Annotated in this window: 11 protein-coding genes; 3 read left to right on the forward strand and 8 right to left on the reverse strand. The window is 37.2% G+C overall.

What is annotated here, in order from left to right; translation table 11 throughout:
* Positions 1-547 precede the first annotated feature (547 nt).
* From BWI92_RS13710 to BWI92_RS13725, 4 genes are all read right to left on the reverse strand, one after another.
* Positions 548-3,649 carry an efflux RND transporter permease subunit gene (locus BWI92_RS13710; RefSeq protein WP_095163827.1) on the reverse strand — a complete coding sequence of 1,034 codons (3,102 nt, stop codon included), beginning with the start codon at positions 3,647-3,649 and terminating at the stop codon, positions 548-550.
* A 23-nt stretch (positions 3,650-3,672) separates the two neighbouring features.
* Positions 3,673-4,722 carry an efflux RND transporter periplasmic adaptor subunit gene (locus tag BWI92_RS13715; protein WP_095163828.1) on the reverse strand — a complete coding sequence of 350 codons (1,050 nt, stop codon included), beginning with the start codon at positions 4,720-4,722 and terminating at the stop codon, positions 3,673-3,675.
* Between the two features lie 12 nt (positions 4,723-4,734).
* Positions 4,735-6,066, reverse strand: a complete 1,332-nt coding sequence (locus BWI92_RS13720) for a TolC family protein (protein WP_095163829.1) — start codon at positions 6,064-6,066, stop codon at positions 4,735-4,737.
* A gap of 70 nt (positions 6,067-6,136) precedes the next feature.
* On the reverse strand, positions 6,137-6,568 hold the full coding sequence (locus BWI92_RS13725) for a MarR family winged helix-turn-helix transcriptional regulator (RefSeq protein WP_095163830.1): 432 nt from the start codon (positions 6,566-6,568) through the stop codon (positions 6,137-6,139).
* A 406-nt stretch (positions 6,569-6,974) separates the two neighbouring features.
* Between BWI92_RS13725 and BWI92_RS13730 the strand changes: the two genes are divergently transcribed.
* Together BWI92_RS13730 and BWI92_RS13735 are read left to right on the forward strand one after the other, a co-directional pair.
* Positions 6,975-8,060, forward strand: a complete 1,086-nt coding sequence (locus BWI92_RS13730) for an AraC family transcriptional regulator (RefSeq protein ID WP_176464421.1) — start codon at positions 6,975-6,977, stop codon at positions 8,058-8,060.
* 75 nt (positions 8,061-8,135) lie between these two features.
* Positions 8,136-8,999 (forward strand): DoxX family protein, encoded by an 864-nt coding sequence (locus tag BWI92_RS13735; protein ID WP_095163832.1) that lies wholly within the window; start codon positions 8,136-8,138, stop codon positions 8,997-8,999.
* 75 nt (positions 9,000-9,074) lie between these two features.
* Here the strand turns inward: BWI92_RS13735 and BWI92_RS13740 are convergent, their stop codons facing one another.
* The 4 genes from BWI92_RS13740 to rbsK all read right to left on the reverse strand — a co-directional run bounded on the left by BWI92_RS13740 (position 9,075) and on the right by rbsK (position 13,863).
* The gene (locus BWI92_RS13740) at positions 9,075-10,073 is read right to left on the reverse strand and encodes a GRP family sugar transporter (protein WP_095163833.1); all 999 of its coding nucleotides are present in this window, start codon (positions 10,071-10,073) and stop codon (positions 9,075-9,077) included.
* Positions 10,074-10,094: 21 nt separating this feature from the next.
* On the reverse strand, positions 10,095-11,654 hold the full coding sequence (locus BWI92_RS13745) for an ADP-ribosylglycohydrolase family protein (RefSeq protein ID WP_095163834.1): 1,560 nt from the start codon (positions 11,652-11,654) through the stop codon (positions 10,095-10,097).
* 138 nt (positions 11,655-11,792) lie between these two features.
* A complete protein-coding gene (locus BWI92_RS13750) occupies positions 11,793-12,737 on the reverse strand; it encodes a nucleoside hydrolase (RefSeq protein ID WP_095163835.1) in 945 nt (314 codons plus the stop codon).
* A 229-nt stretch (positions 12,738-12,966) separates the two neighbouring features.
* Positions 12,967-13,863, reverse strand: coding sequence for a ribokinase (gene rbsK, locus BWI92_RS13755; protein WP_095163836.1), 897 nt, complete (start codon positions 13,861-13,863; stop codon positions 12,967-12,969).
* Between the two features lie 505 nt (positions 13,864-14,368).
* Between rbsK and BWI92_RS27745 the strand changes: the two genes are divergently transcribed.
* Positions 14,369-14,686 carry a carboxypeptidase-like regulatory domain-containing protein gene (locus BWI92_RS27745; protein ID WP_217903414.1) on the forward strand — a complete coding sequence of 106 codons (318 nt, stop codon included), beginning with the start codon at positions 14,369-14,371 and terminating at the stop codon, positions 14,684-14,686.
* Positions 14,687-14,708 lie beyond the last annotated feature (22 nt).

Genomic DNA, 14,708 nt, shown 5'->3' on the forward strand with positions numbered 1-14,708 from the left:
TTGGGAGGCAATAAGAGTGCTGAATTGTGAGTGATGAGTTTTGAGTATAATTTATGGTTACTCATATTTTATCTCATTAATTTCTCTAACTTAATTCTGCACGACTACGTATATGGTTTATGGATCGGTGTATATATGGGGGTTTCGGCTCTGAGCTTTCGGCTTTCAGCAAAATGTATTTTGCAAACAACATATCACTACAAGAACATGAATCCGCTTTGTGCCTGTTGCCTTTGTGCCTATTTCAACATAAATTTATGTAACAAAACAAGACCATTTATGAATTTAAGAATTTTTAACTAAAAGCTTAGCCAAATAACTAAAAAAATAGTTAAAAGTCAACTAACAAAAGATTAGACTTATATGATGCATGCTTGCAAGATATAGGATATCAAAAAGAAGTAAGGAAGGAATGGGATGAAAGGCTTAAAATATGGGCTGGAATTCTTAGAAAGAATACTTTTTGGTAGAAAACTATATCAAAAAATAAACCGCAGAAAAAGCTTCTCTGCGGTTTAAACGAAATACCAAGTTAAAAATTATGGTCTTAAGCAGTTTTTGCTGCTTTGCGACGAAGAATTCTATTTTTCAACGATTCTATAATCATATACATACAAGGTACAAGTAAGAGCGTCAACAAGAGTGAACTTGTCAAACCACCAATAATAACCCATGCCATACCATTTTTTACTTCTGCACCTGCGCCACTTGCAATAGCAATCGGAAGCATACCTGCAATCATAGCGATTGTGGTCATCAAAATTGGACGTAAACGTTCTTTACCTGCCTCAATCAATGCTTCTTTTACGGAAAGTCCTGTTTCTTTTAGGTGATTGGTAAAGTCGACAATCAAAATACCATTTTTGGCAACTAGCCCCAACAACATAATCAAACCTACGATAGCAAAGATAGTCAACGATTCCATCGTCAAAGCAAGAGCCAATAGCGCACCAATTAAGGCCACAGGAATCGAAAATAATACCACAAAAGGATACACCACACTTTCGTACAAAGCCACCATAATGAGGTATACCAAAATGACACCCAGCAAGAAAGCAAATCCAAGACTACCGAAGGCGTCTTTCTGGCGCTGAATTTCGCCTAAATATTCAATTGTTAATCCTTGTGGCAATTTGAGTTTATCGATTTTCTTCTGGATATCTGCTACAATCGTACCTGTTGCACGACCCACAGCCGATGCCGTAACTTTAATCGAGTTCATTCTATCAGAACGTTCCAATACCGATTGTCCAACTACTTCTGTTACGTTAGCTACATCTTTAAGTTTGATGATAGCACCACGACTATTTCGTAAAGTCAAATCACGAACGTTTTCAATCGAACGTTTATCGGCTTTATCTAAAGTAATATTGATGGGATATTCCTCACCTGATTGTCTGAACTTAGACTGGTCATTACCTCTAAATGCTAGTTGAATAGCTCCACCTACTTCTGGGACACTCAAACCAAGGTTAGCAATTTTCTCACGGTCTAGTTGTACCGAAATTTCAGATTTTAAACTTTTGGTCGAAAATTCCACATAGTCTGTCCCAGGCGTTGTGCGAACAATTTCTTTCACCTGATTGGCAACCTGCTGAATCTCGTTCATGTTAACCCCCTTAATCGCGATTTGAATAGGAGCTTCACTGTTTCCTGTAATACCTGTCAAACGAATTACCACTTTTACCCCGGGGATTTTATTGATTTCATCACGCAATTGTGTACCAAAAATTTCTGAAGATACTTTACGATTCTCTTTTGGTACCAAGGTTACTGCAATTTCAGAGATATTACTGTTGCTACCACCTGAACCCATAGCACCCGTTTGAGTACCAATGTTGGCAAATACCTTTTCTACTTCTGGTTTTTGCAAAATCATTTGTTCGATTTGCTTAGTAACCAAGTTTGTTTGTGACAACGGCGTTTGTGGAGATAACTCTAATTGAATGGTTAGTTCACCACGGTCTCCATTTCCTGCAAAAGATGATCCAATAAAACCAGCAGGTAATAATGAAAATGCACCTACAAACAATATTAAGATGGCTATCAAAACCCAACGTTTGTGAGTTAATGACCAAGTTAAAATTTTGCCATATTCATCCTTAACGCCATCTAGGAAATTTTCAAATCCTAAATTGATACGCCCCCATAAGCTCGATTTGCTCAATATTTCGACTTTACCCCATCTTGAAGCCAATAAAGGAGTTAATGTAAATGATACAAACAAACTCATTAGGGTTGAGAATACTACTACTAATGAAAACTCTCTCAGGATATTACCAATCAAACCACCGCTCATTGACAGAGGTAAAAATACTACCACGTCCACCAAAGTAATCGCTACCGCTGTAAAACCAATTTCCTGACGACCTTCAAGAGCTGATTCTATTTTACCTTTACCCATTTCGAGGTGTCGGTAAATGTTTTCTAAAACCACAATACTATCATCGACCAAGATACCTACTACTAATGAGAGACCCATCAAAGTCATCAAGTTGAGTGAGAATCCGAAGACATACATCAAGATGAATGTCGGAATCATTGCCGAAGGAATTGCTACCAATACAAACAATGAGCTACGGAAACTATGTAGGAAAAATAGCATTACACCACCCACAATGATAATTGCCAAAAAGAGGTCATGTACCACCGCATCAGCAGACGCCAAGGTATAAACCGATTGGTCATTAGCAATTTCGTAGTCAAATTTCTGTGAAGTATATTGTTTCTTTATATCAATCAATTTCTCCTTGACAAACTTACTCACATTTACAGCATTGGCGTCTGCCTGTTTTACGATTTCGATACCAATACCCGCTTTCCCATTGTTTCGGTTGAGTGTTGTTGGCTCTGTTTGGGCATCGGTAATCGTTCCCAAATCTGACAATAATACTCTACTTCCATCAGCATTTTGGCGGATAATCAATCGACGAAGCTCCTCAACCTTAACCAATTTGGCATCCAAACGAATAGAAGTACGGTTATCGTTGTTTAATACGCTACCCGCCGGATAAGACATATTACTGTTAGCAATCATTTGGTTAACCTGTGCCGAAGAAATACTGTACGCCTGTAATTTGTCATTATCTAGGCTTACTTGAATCTCTCTCTCGCTACCACCAATCAAACGAACCGTACCTACACCAGCCACGTTGGCAATTTGCGGTTTGATTTTTTGCTCAATCAAATCATATAAAGCTGGCTCTGATAAGTTTGCCGATGCAGAGATACGCAACACAGGAATTTCGTCTGTATTATAACGGTTTACCACAGGATCGTCGGCATCGTCGGGAAGCGTAGATTTAATTTGGTTAATCTTTCTTTCGGCATCGCGCTGCGCATCGAGGGTATTTACACCAGATTTTAATTGAATCGTAATCAACGAAAGACCTTCCATTGACTGCGAAGACATTTTATCAATACCTTCGATAGCCGAGACAGCTTCTTCGATAGGTTTGGTTACAACATTTTGTATTTCATCAGACGATGCCCCACGGTACACCGTTTGAACCATAATCACATTTGCCTCAAATTTGGGCAAAAGGTTATAATTAAGCTGTTTATAGCTAACGAACCCAAATAGAATTAACGTTACAAAAATTACGGTAATCAACAAGGGTCGTTTTATAGATAGTTCGGTAACTGACATATTCTTATGATAGTTAGCTGTTATTAATTAGACGTTTTGGTAATTTTAGTCCCGTTAGTCAAGTTGATTTGACCACTTGTAACGACCTCTTGACCTTGTTGTAAACCTGAGATAATCTCGATATTTTCGCCAATTTCACGACCCAATGTTACTTTTTGAACAATAGCCTTTCCATCTTGAACAACATATACATAAGGATTTTTGATACCTTCTGCCAAAGCCAATTTTGGAATTTGCAACACGCTTCCTTTGCGTCCTAAATCAAAGTTGACCATCACATACGTACCTGCACGAAGGCTATTGCCCGTCAAAGTCAATTCTACACGATAGTTGTGGTTTTCGTCGCCTTTAGGAGAAATGAATTTTACTTTTCCTACAAAAGTTTTATTTGGAAAAACATCCGTTGTAATTTTTGCAGATTGACCAATTTTTAACTGGTAAACATCTTTTTCGTTGACATAAACCACCGCTTTCAAATTCACATCATCTACAATTGTCGCGATAATATTGCCAGGGTTTGCATATTCACCAGCCATTAATTTGCGAGAAGTAATCACACCACTGATTGGTGAAATAATATTACCATCAGCGATTTGTTGTTTGGTCAATTCGATTTGAATACGTGTGTTTTCAACATCATATTTGGAGTTGGTTACGCTCACTTCTGTACCTGCATTTCCTTTAAACAAATCGGTATTACGCTTCAAATCCTTTTCTAATTTGTCGAGTGTCAACTGATTAGCTTTCAAATTGATTTGTTTTACCTTAGAATCCAAAGTACCAATTACCTGTCCTTTGCGAACACGCGAACCAACTTCGATACCCAACGTTTCGATTTTACCTTGAATAGCACTTGTAATAGTAGCCTCGTTGGTCAATTCGATGTTGGCAGGAAGACTCACATCCCCAGCCAATTCTTGATAGCTTACTTGGTAAGTTGAAACAGCCACTGGCAATGCCGTGCGATCTACCACTACCTTGTTTGCTTCAATCTTCTTTTTGTTTTTATATAGCGTAAATCCAATTAATCCTACCAGAGCAATAATGGATAGTGTGATTACTGACTTTTTCATTGATATTTTTGATTAAAATTGATTGATATAGCTTTTTAAAGACCCTTTTGATTTTTCGTATTCCAATCTCGAACTCAGCACATTGATCAACGAAGTCATGTAATTACTTTGTGCTTCTTTGAACGAGTAATCAGAATTGAGTAAATCTGACAATGTTGCCACTCCTTTTTCGTATTCTACAGTGGTACTTTCTAAGACAGTTTTAGCAAAAGTGAGGTTCTCACGGTTGATGCTCAAATCTGATTGAGACTTTTGCAATTGTGCTGATGAGTTATGATAAACCATCGAAAGGTTATCACTCATCAGCTTATAATTGGCCTTGGCGTTCAGCAATGAGATTTCAGCTTGTTTGAGTTGACTACTTTTACGGTATCCGCTAAACATTGGGATGTTTATTTTTAAACCCACTGTCGAGAAATCAAACCATTTACCAAATGAAGGGCCAAATTCATTTCCAAAACTTTGTCCACCATAACGAGCATACATCGAAACCGTTGGTAAGAAAGCAGCTTCTTTACGTTTTACATCAAATGACAAAAGAGAGGCATTGGCATTCTGAATTTTGAGATCTAATAAGTTGCCTATTTCAAAACCATTTTCTTTTTCTACCAGCGCCATTCCTTCGTAATTCAAAGACTCAACATCCACTACATCTTCGGTAACGGGCATACCAATGGCATTTTTAAGACGATTTAATGCGATTTGCTTATTTACCTGTAGGATTGACTTCTGAGCAACAATATTGTTCAAACTCGCTTTGGTACGATCATACTCTGTTTTTTTGATGACGCCTTTCTCTAAACGAAGCGCCAAAATCTCTAACAAGTCCTTATATTTCTTTTCGTTTTCAAGCGTTAATTTTTCCTGCTCCTTGATGACTAATACTTGAAAATATGCACTGACTGTATTATAAATCAGTTGCTCTTGATTTTGTTCTTTCTTAAAAGCAGAAAGCTGGTTGTTGGGTTCTGCAGCTTTGATACCTACCAACATCGACTTGTCATAAATTACTTGGTCGAGTTGAGCGGTCCCCATAGTATTATATTGATTACCAAACTGTAACCTGATTTCAGTCGGAGAAAACGCCCCCGCAGGAATAACCGTAATTTGGCGTTTGAGGTTGTCATCAAATGTGATGGTACCATTTACTTGAGGCAAATAACCCGCTAATGCTTCTACCGATTTTTGTTTGGCTAGGGCTATTTCGTTCTCATAAATTGTATTACTCACATGATTTTTGAGCGCATAATCTACACTCGATTTTAAAGTCAAACGTTGCTGTGCCTTGGCACTCAGCGAAAGCCAACATCCTAACAGCGCTAGGTAATATGGTATTGTTTTCATAAAAGAGTAGTTGATTTTAATATTGTTGAAATTTCAATAGTTGATTTTGTCAACTATTTGGGCAAAAAAATTATTTTTCTGAATTTTGTTTTAATTTGATGAGCACCTTGGTAAATACTTCAAGCTCTTCTTCTGTAATACCTACCAAATTTCTTTCGGTCACCACATCGATAACCTCTTGGCACTGTTTCATAATATCTTTTCCTGCTTCGGTAATCACCAAATGTTTTTTGCGACGGTCGGTGGTGTCGTTTACACGAATCAAATAGCCCATTGACTCCAACTGATCTATATGACGCATTACAGCCGACTTATCTTTATGAATCATTTCGGCTAAATCTGACTGAATTGTTTCTTCTTTTGAAGCAATAAGATGTAATAAAAAATGCTGCTCTGGTAAAATTTGAATACCTGCATTTGCTAATTCACGAGCCGATTGTTTGAACAATGCCTTGACTGTATCAGCAAAAAGATATCTAAATGAATTGCGTTGTACTTCCATTATCGTTGACTTTAAAAAAGTTGATTTTTAAAATAGTTGACAAAATCAACGATTCAAAATTAGAATATCAAATCGAATTCTCCAAAGAAATTTGACAAAAAGTAAAAAAAGAGCATTAACTGGCAGATAATCAGACTCCAATGGACAAAATGTGTTTACAAGAACCTAAAAACCAAGTAGTATTATGGAAGAATCTAGAATGAAAGTTGGGTAGGACGCAAGAATAAAATATCTTCGTAATGATTAGGTATGAATAAAAAGGTATCAACCCCATAAATGGATAATAATGTTATTTTCATTCAGCTTTTATAGCTCATTTTTACTTGTTTTTTTTATCCACCTGTTGGTATACAGTTTCCTATTTTTGATAAAATATATCAAAACCCAACAGCTTTCGAGTTTTTGGATGAGCCTCTTTCTATTCTTAAGCACACTTTACTTCACGCCTTGGATGGTGGGATTTGCAGGGTGGTATGATACACAACCCTATAGAGATTTTCTATTTTATACTCCTTTCCAACATCTGTTGTTATTAGGGCCAGTGTTATTTTTTTACACACAAAGTCTACTGAACCCTGCGCTGAAACTAAACCGCAGCATGCTTTTGCATTTTATCCCTGCCATTTTGTATTTGATTTACAGTGCTGTCATAGTTATTTACGACAAATTTATCCTCCATGATTATGGTTTTCTTGCCAGCGGACAGGATCCCGACTTTGAAACTTGGTATCAGCTTTTAGGCTTTATCAGTATGTCCATCTATTTAGTGATGGGATTTAGATACCATCAATTGTATCTGAAAAGCATTAATCAAGTTTTGAGTAATACAACGGCCTATTTGTATCCATGGTTACCTAGATTCTTTTTTGCTTGTATTATGTTGCTGTTCATAAGAGGCGTCGTAGCAGTATTGGGACTTATTTGGGACATGAACTATATCAATACTTGGTGGTATTTTTTGTGTTACGCTATTTGCTGCTATTACATTGCGATTTTGAGTTATAGCAATGCCGTCGAAAGTAAGTTGTTGTTTCGAACCAATCTTTTAGCGACAGAAGAAACCTACTGGGCTGCCACTGATACCATCGATACTGAATATGTCTCTATTCCGATGATTGAAAATACCACAACTCAAGAACTAAGTGATGAGCTGCTGTTAATCAAAGATGCCCTTCTTTCTGAGCTAGAACAAGAACAGGTTTTTCTGAATCCTGAACTTACCTTGGTTGAACTTTCCAAACAACTCAATACCAATGCTTCCATTTTGAGTAAAGTAATTAATAAAGGTTTTGGTCAAAATTTTAATGATTTAATTAACCAGTATCGAATCAATTTTGTAATAAGTGAAATAGGAAAAGGACTTCATAAAAAGCAAACATTATTGAGTATCGCATTCGATTGTGGTTTTAATAGTAAGGCAACTTTTAACCGTGCTTTCAAAAAAGTTACCAATTTTACCCCTGTGGAGTACATCCAAGAGCATTTTCGCTAATAAAATAGGTTTCAAATCATAATTTGAAGCGATTGAGGTATCTATATAGAGCTACCTTTGAAGAAAAAACGCTTTATGAAAAATCTATTCGACCTCTTATTTCGCCCAATCACAATGCCTCGCTGGTGGCAAGATGTATTTATTAGTATCCCAAGAATCATTTGTGGATATTGGCTCACTTCAGATTTTGGTGCTTCCAAATTTGGTTTGCCTTGGACTCCTTCTGAGATCAATCTTGGTTTATTTGAGGTTGTATTTTGGTTTCCGAGCGATGTAGCTGCCTATGGTGGTATTTTCAAAACATTCTCTGTTTTTCTTGCATACATGGGAGCCTTTAGTGAAGGTATCGGTGGAATGGCTTTTATACTTGGTTTTCAAACTCGCCTATTTTCGTTTTTGATGGCATGTACTATGCTTGTGGCAGCAATCTGCCAGCAGTGGGACAATGGGCTGTGGTCAATGATGCCTGCTTTGGGGATTTTGTGGGTAAGTATGTTTCATCTTATTCTAGGCAGTGGACGCTTTGGTATAGATCATTTGATTTATCAAAAACAGAATTTCAAGATTGGAATGTCTAGCTTTTTACCAATCGTCTTGGTACTATTAATGGCTGGCGTTCAAGATACAAAAAGCCATACAGTAACTGTACAAGTAACTTTGCCACACAAAACAAGTGTTAAAACAATGGGAGTGCGAGGAAACAGTGATCCTTTAAATTGGAATAATGACTTAGTCATGAAAGAAGTAATTAAAGATTCTGTTTACACCGCTCAATTTAAAATCAATACTGGTTTTAACTTTACCAAAATAAAATTTGCCCTTAATGGTGAAATAGAACTAAGAGACCAAGAGAATAGATACATTTTACTAGATGACAAAACATTAAATACATCTTATAAAGCTATGTATGATGTGGCTCAGGAGAATAAGAAAAAATAAACACTAGTTGTTCAAAACTAGGTTTATTTTCCGATAGTGTGCGACTTAAGTCGCACACTATCGGAAAATATATCATCACTTGGCAGAAATCAATAATCCCAGACCAAGGATATAGCACAACAACATGATATTAAGCAAAGTATTGGTTCCTTGTGGAGCATTTTTGAATTCTTTCCAGATATAAATACCCCAAATAGCAGCGACAATGGTAGCTCCTTGTCCCAAGCCATACGAAATAGCTGGGCCTGCTGTACCTGAAGCAATGATATTGAATGACATTCCGATACACCAAATACTTCCACCAACAATACCCATAAGATGGTTCTGGCTTGTTCCCTTAAAATAATCTGAATAGCTTACAGGCGCTCCTAAAAAAGGTTTTTTCATTAAAAATGTATTGAAAATGAAATTACTCAAGAAGATACCTCCCGCAAAAAATACAACAGCGGTATAAGGACTCAGTTTACCATCTACAGGATGTGTAAAATCGGGAAACATGGAGTTGGCAACGTACTTATAAAATAGTCCCATCAACAAACCACTAATAACCGAAAGAACAAGCCCCTTGGTTGACACCGAAGCCGTATTGCCTGCAAGCATTTTTCGGTAAGCGCTGGCATTAAGCAAAATAGCAATTACAATAAGGGCTACTCCCACAAAAATAAAAGTTGAATTACCAATAGGTGCATCAATGTAATTAACAATCACGCCGACTACCAATGCCAAGCCTATTCCTACAGGGAAGGCGACCGACATACCTGCGATAGAGATAGCCGCTCCTAACAAAATATTTGCCAAATTGAATACAATACCTCCGATAATTGCCGAATAAATATTGACATTATCAGCTTGTTGTATATCAACTAAAAAACCTCTTCCTCCTTCGCCCATACTTCCAAGCGTAAAAGCAAATAATAAGGAAGTAATGAGAATACCAATGACATAATCCCAATAAAAAAGCTCAAAACGCCAATTGGACGAAGCTAACTTTTGGGTATTGGCCCATGAGCCCCAGCATAACATAGTTACGATACAAAAAACCACCGCTGTGGTATAGTTTTCGATGATAAACATAAGTTTGATTTTTTGTGGTTATTACTTTTTTGCCGTTGGTTTTCTCTGTCCAAAACGATAGATGGTCTGATTAGAATCACTATTTGGACTATCTCCATAAATCAAAACCTCCGTAATGCGACATTCATGCTCCTCTGATGGATTAAGCATTTTTAACTTAACGGTATGTTTGCCTTTAGGAAGCAAATATTTCCAAAATAGCTCATGGCGACGTTCTTTGAAACTTGTTGGCAAAGCTACCGTCTCGATTTTATTACCATCCAAATACAATTCTACCTGAAAGTTAAAAGTGCTTTCTGACATCCATTTAGCCGTTTCTCCCTTTACTACAAAACCTGTCCCTTCAAAATCAAAGGTATATTCATCTTTCAAATATTTATTAACAAACTGTTTATCAATTGGATAAGTCCCGTCAAAGCTTTTTTCCATTTTGACTGGCACAGGAGTCTGAATTGGAATAATTACTTTATCTTCTAAAACTTTCCCTCCATTACGTTCTATATTCAACAAAGCGTGTTTGGTACCAATTTCATACACATCTGCCAATGAAATGGTGGTGTATTTAAAATCAATATCTTCCGCCTCTTTCAAACCCATTTTCCAATAAGCTGGAATTTTGTCATAACCCAATACCGTTCCTAGTATTCCCCCTGCTGATGAAGGGTTACAGTCTGCATCTTGACCGCATCGGGTCGTAATTTCCATAGTTTGAGAAAAATCGCCATTACCGTAAAGTAATCCCAAGACTACATACGCCGAGTTGATAGTTGCATCGATATTGAAGGGCGCAAACACACCATCTGGGCAACCTATATCCTGAGTCCATTTGTCTTGGAGTAAATACCATGTTTTTTTCCAATCATTTGGATACATTTGATGCCATTTGATTACATCAGCTATACATTTATAGTAATTACTTTCTTTGGGAATAGTCTTGAGTGCTTCTGAAACAATATATTTAATATCAGTAGAAGTAAATGCCAAAGTATAACACGCACCTAAATACACGCCACCAAAATACCCATCGCCATAGTTCATGATATGTCCAATTTTATCAGAAATTTTTGAGGCTGCATTTGGCATAGCAGGCGACATAAGTCCCGCAAAATCGCATTCTATTTGATAATCAATACAATCAGCATGAGGATTATTTACCCAATGACCAGAAGCAGGAGGCATCATTCCATGCAAAATATTATATCTTCCCGCTTGATTTGCGTGCCAAAGCGCATAGCCAGCATTGGCATAAGCCTTGGCGTGTGACTCAACTGGCGCATCAAGTCCTTCTTTTTCAAATACATCCACGAACGTCAAGTCCATATATAAATCATCATACAAACCTGGGTTGTTGAGCATGGTGTTCTTCAAATAGCCATCATACCATTGTATAGGCTGATATTCATTGATGATGGTGCCGTTGTATTTAAACTCAACGGGTCCTCCAAAGGTTACCCCAATAGTTTGACCAGCCCAACCGCCTTTGATTTTATCCTTGAGCTGTGTTTTGCTTAAGGTAAGTGTTTTTTGTTGAGCCAATAATGTATGGGTCAAAAATAGAAGTAATAGAAATGTTTTTTTCATAAAGTTAAATAGTTGATTAATAAAAGGATAGCATTATGAATGAGTGCTGAGTTATGAGTTGTGAATTTTGAATAATCAATATTTTACTAAAAAAATGAAATAGTAAAACAGTTTTTCCGAGTATTCATAGCTCAATACTTAACGTTCTAAATTTTGATATAAAAAGCTTTTCATTATTCGGTTGATAAACTCATTAGAATCAATCGAAACACCTACTTCGGCATTAGGGACTTGATTTTCGTTTATTCGGGTAAAGCCTTCATTATCGACAGCGATATTGACTTTTTTGGTCTTGAAAAGCTCTGGATACAGCAACATACCGATCGCAACAGGGTCAAAAAGCGTAGGCGTTTCGTTACCCCAAAGCACATATAAACCCGACAAGGCATTTGTCAAAACAGACTGTCGCATCGATAATAAATCTCGCTTGGCTTTATCAAGTTTTACCATAGCAGTTACGTCCAGACCCGCATAAACTATATTAGCTCCCGAATTGACAAACTTCTTGGCGGCAGGAATATCCACTTTTACATTCCATTCAGCATCGATACTTGGATAGGTGTTGTAGCCAATATAGAATGAGCCAAACATCGCATAGATTTTCTTAGCCAACTTCAAGGCCTTGGGATCTTTGTCGATGACAGCTGCCATATTGGTCACTGGTCCAACCGAAATAATGATGACCTCGTTGGGGTATTTTTTGAGGTTTTCAATGATAAAATCTGTAGCAGATTGTTGAATAGGTTTCAATTTGTTAAAATCCTTTGCCCAGTAAAACTGTTCTGCATACCAGTTGGCACGATCGTCTATTTTGGAAGTATTACGTCCCAAGGCCACAGGAATTTTATCTTGACCAGTCTCATATAATAATTTGAGCGCCACTTTTGCACGGTCATCAGTACGACCATAACAAGTAGTAATACCCAAAATATCCAATTTATCTTGGTTAGTTAGAAGCATTGCCAAGGCAAAGGCATCGTCAATGTCATCGCCCAAATCACAATCAAAAATGACCTTCTGACGGTTTTGTCCAAACAGCATCAATGTCATGAGCGTCAGCACAATGGTGAGTTTTAGTTTCATAGAAAAAAGGATTTAAGTTATGTGCTTAGGCACTAGGCAACAGGCACTAGGTAAAGAGTTTTAACATGTTTTAGTAACAACGGATATGTTTTTGCCGAAAGTCCATTGCTGAAAGTCGAAAGCCAAATAGTTGAATTTTATTTTGCCTACCAACTTAGTTTAGCATCACTATTTTGATTATGAATTTGTTATGTTAACCGATATACTATTAACTAATAACTCCTACTACCTACATTTCGGCTCTTGATGGCATAGAGGCTTGCGCTCCCATGCGAGTCACAGTAATGGAGGCGGCTTTACAGGCGAACTTCGCAGCTTCTACAAGCGTCTTTTCCTCATGAATAGCTACCGCCAAAGCCCCACTAAAACAATCTCCAGCAGCAGTGGTATCTATGGCAACGACTTGAGGCGTTTCAACTATTCCCTCAAAATCTGCTGATTTTAGATATACGCCCTTCGCGCCTAAAGTAATCAGGATGTTTTGAACGCCTAGTTCAGTAAAAACTTGTCCCGCTTTTTGAGCACTTGCAAAATCTGTGACTTTGATCCTAGTGAGAAGTTCGGCTTCTGTTTCGTTTGGTGTAATTATATGTATGAAAGGAAATACAGAAGAGGAAAGTTGAGCTGCAGGTGCTGGATTCAAAATCACTTTTACTCCCGACTCATAGGCTTTTTGAATAGTGTATTCGACCGTTTTGATAGGAGTCTCTAACTGAATAAGCAAAATATCGTTTTGTTCAAAAATACTCCATGCGTTTTCAATATCTTCAATAGATAAATAAGCATTGGACCCTGGTGCTACCGTAATACAATTTTCACCCTTGGCGTCTACATTGATCAGCGCAACCCCTGAAGGATTTTCAGCATCGACTATCACATAATCAGTATTGATTCCTTCCAGCGCAAATTGTTGAAGAGCTTGACGACCAAAAATATCATCTCCAACTCTACAAACAAACACAGTTGGGCATCCGAGTCGCGCACTAGCAACAGCTTGATTCGCTCCTTTGCCACCAGCATTCATCAAAAATTTTCCTCCGATAATCGTTTCACCTGGTGCTGCCAGTCTTTCAGCTTTTATCACCATGTCAGTATTTGAGCTACCTACTACGATAATTTTTTTCATTAGGTTATTATTAATTTGAAACATTCAAAAATATCTAAAAATAATATCAAAACACAGCGCTATTTACAAATGATCGCTAGCAGTGTACATAAGAATGTAAAAACCATTCATTCGGATATTGCAGGTTGGATTTCGGAAGTATCCCGTTCTATATTTTGTAAAGAATAAAGCTATTTTACTTTATGACCGAAATCAGAAATCCTCAATCTGCTATAGTTGGAAAACCTTCACATAGTCTTTCATACTGATTAAGGAGTATGCTTCATTTTATGAGCATTTCAAAACACTTCTTATAAGTTAAGATAAACCTCATTTGTGTCTGTCATTGGTTGGGCTTTGTGTTTATCCTTCCTGACAAAAGTGTCATTGTGACACTTTCATCAGGAAGGATAAACATAAGGAATACATATTTGAAGATTTGTGCTAATATATTCTATCTACATGACCTTACTTTGCATTGTAATTTTATATTAATTATTAAATGAATCATATTTTATTCTAATGTATGAAACACTTTAACCTACCTATTTCAACTATTCGAAATAAACTTCACTTAGTAGCTTGGTTTGTCTCGCTTATGATTGGGGTTATGAGCTTCACCTCAAAAGCTCAAACAGTAAGAGGAACTGTAAAGTCTTCATCGGGTGAACCGATACCCGGAGCGACCATTGCCGTAAAGGGAACTTCCAAAGGGACCAATGCCAACAAGGATGGAGCTTTTAGTATCAACTGTTCCTCTAAAGAAACATTACTGATTAGTTCAATCGGCTTTAAACCACAGGAGATTTTAGTCGGGAAAAAACTACAATTGATGTCGTTTTAGAAGAATTTCAAACTGCCCTAGA

Source organism: Flectobacillus sp. BAB-3569, assembly GCF_002270355.1.
Classification (GTDB): Bacteria; Bacteroidota; Bacteroidia; order Cytophagales; family Spirosomataceae; genus Flectobacillus; species Flectobacillus roseus.

What these genes read in the sequence shown, in the direction of transcription:
- BWI92_RS13750 (WP_095163835.1), bottom strand. Translation starts at nt 12,737, where the DNA reads ATGAAACTAAAACTCACCATTGTGCTGACGCTCATGACATTGATGCTG.
- rbsK (WP_095163836.1), bottom strand. Translation starts at nt 13,863, where the DNA reads ATGAAAAAAATTATCGTAGTAGGTAGCTCAAATACTGACATGGTGATA.
- BWI92_RS13745 (WP_095163834.1), bottom strand. Translation starts at nt 11,654, where the DNA reads ATGAAAAAAACATTTCTATTACTTCTATTTTTGACCCATACATTATTG.
- BWI92_RS13720 (WP_095163829.1), bottom strand. Translation starts at nt 6,066, where the DNA reads ATGAAAACAATACCATATTACCTAGCGCTGTTAGGATGTTGGCTTTCG.
- BWI92_RS27745 (WP_217903414.1), top strand. Translation starts at nt 14,369, where the DNA reads ATGAAACACTTTAACCTACCTATTTCAACTATTCGAAATAAACTTCAC.
- BWI92_RS13735 (WP_095163832.1), top strand. Translation starts at nt 8,136, where the DNA reads ATGAAAAATCTATTCGACCTCTTATTTCGCCCAATCACAATGCCTCGC.
- BWI92_RS13740 (WP_095163833.1), bottom strand. Translation starts at nt 10,073, where the DNA reads ATGTTTATCATCGAAAACTATACCACAGCGGTGGTTTTTTGTATCGTA.
- BWI92_RS13710 (WP_095163827.1), bottom strand. Translation starts at nt 3,649, where the DNA reads ATGTCAGTTACCGAACTATCTATAAAACGACCCTTGTTGATTACCGTA.
- BWI92_RS13725 (WP_095163830.1), bottom strand. Translation starts at nt 6,568, where the DNA reads ATGGAAGTACAACGCAATTCATTTAGATATCTTTTTGCTGATACAGTC.
- BWI92_RS13715 (WP_095163828.1), bottom strand. Translation starts at nt 4,722, where the DNA reads ATGAAAAAGTCAGTAATCACACTATCCATTATTGCTCTGGTAGGATTA.
- BWI92_RS13730 (WP_176464421.1), top strand. Translation starts at nt 6,975, where the DNA reads ATGAGCCTCTTTCTATTCTTAAGCACACTTTACTTCACGCCTTGGATG.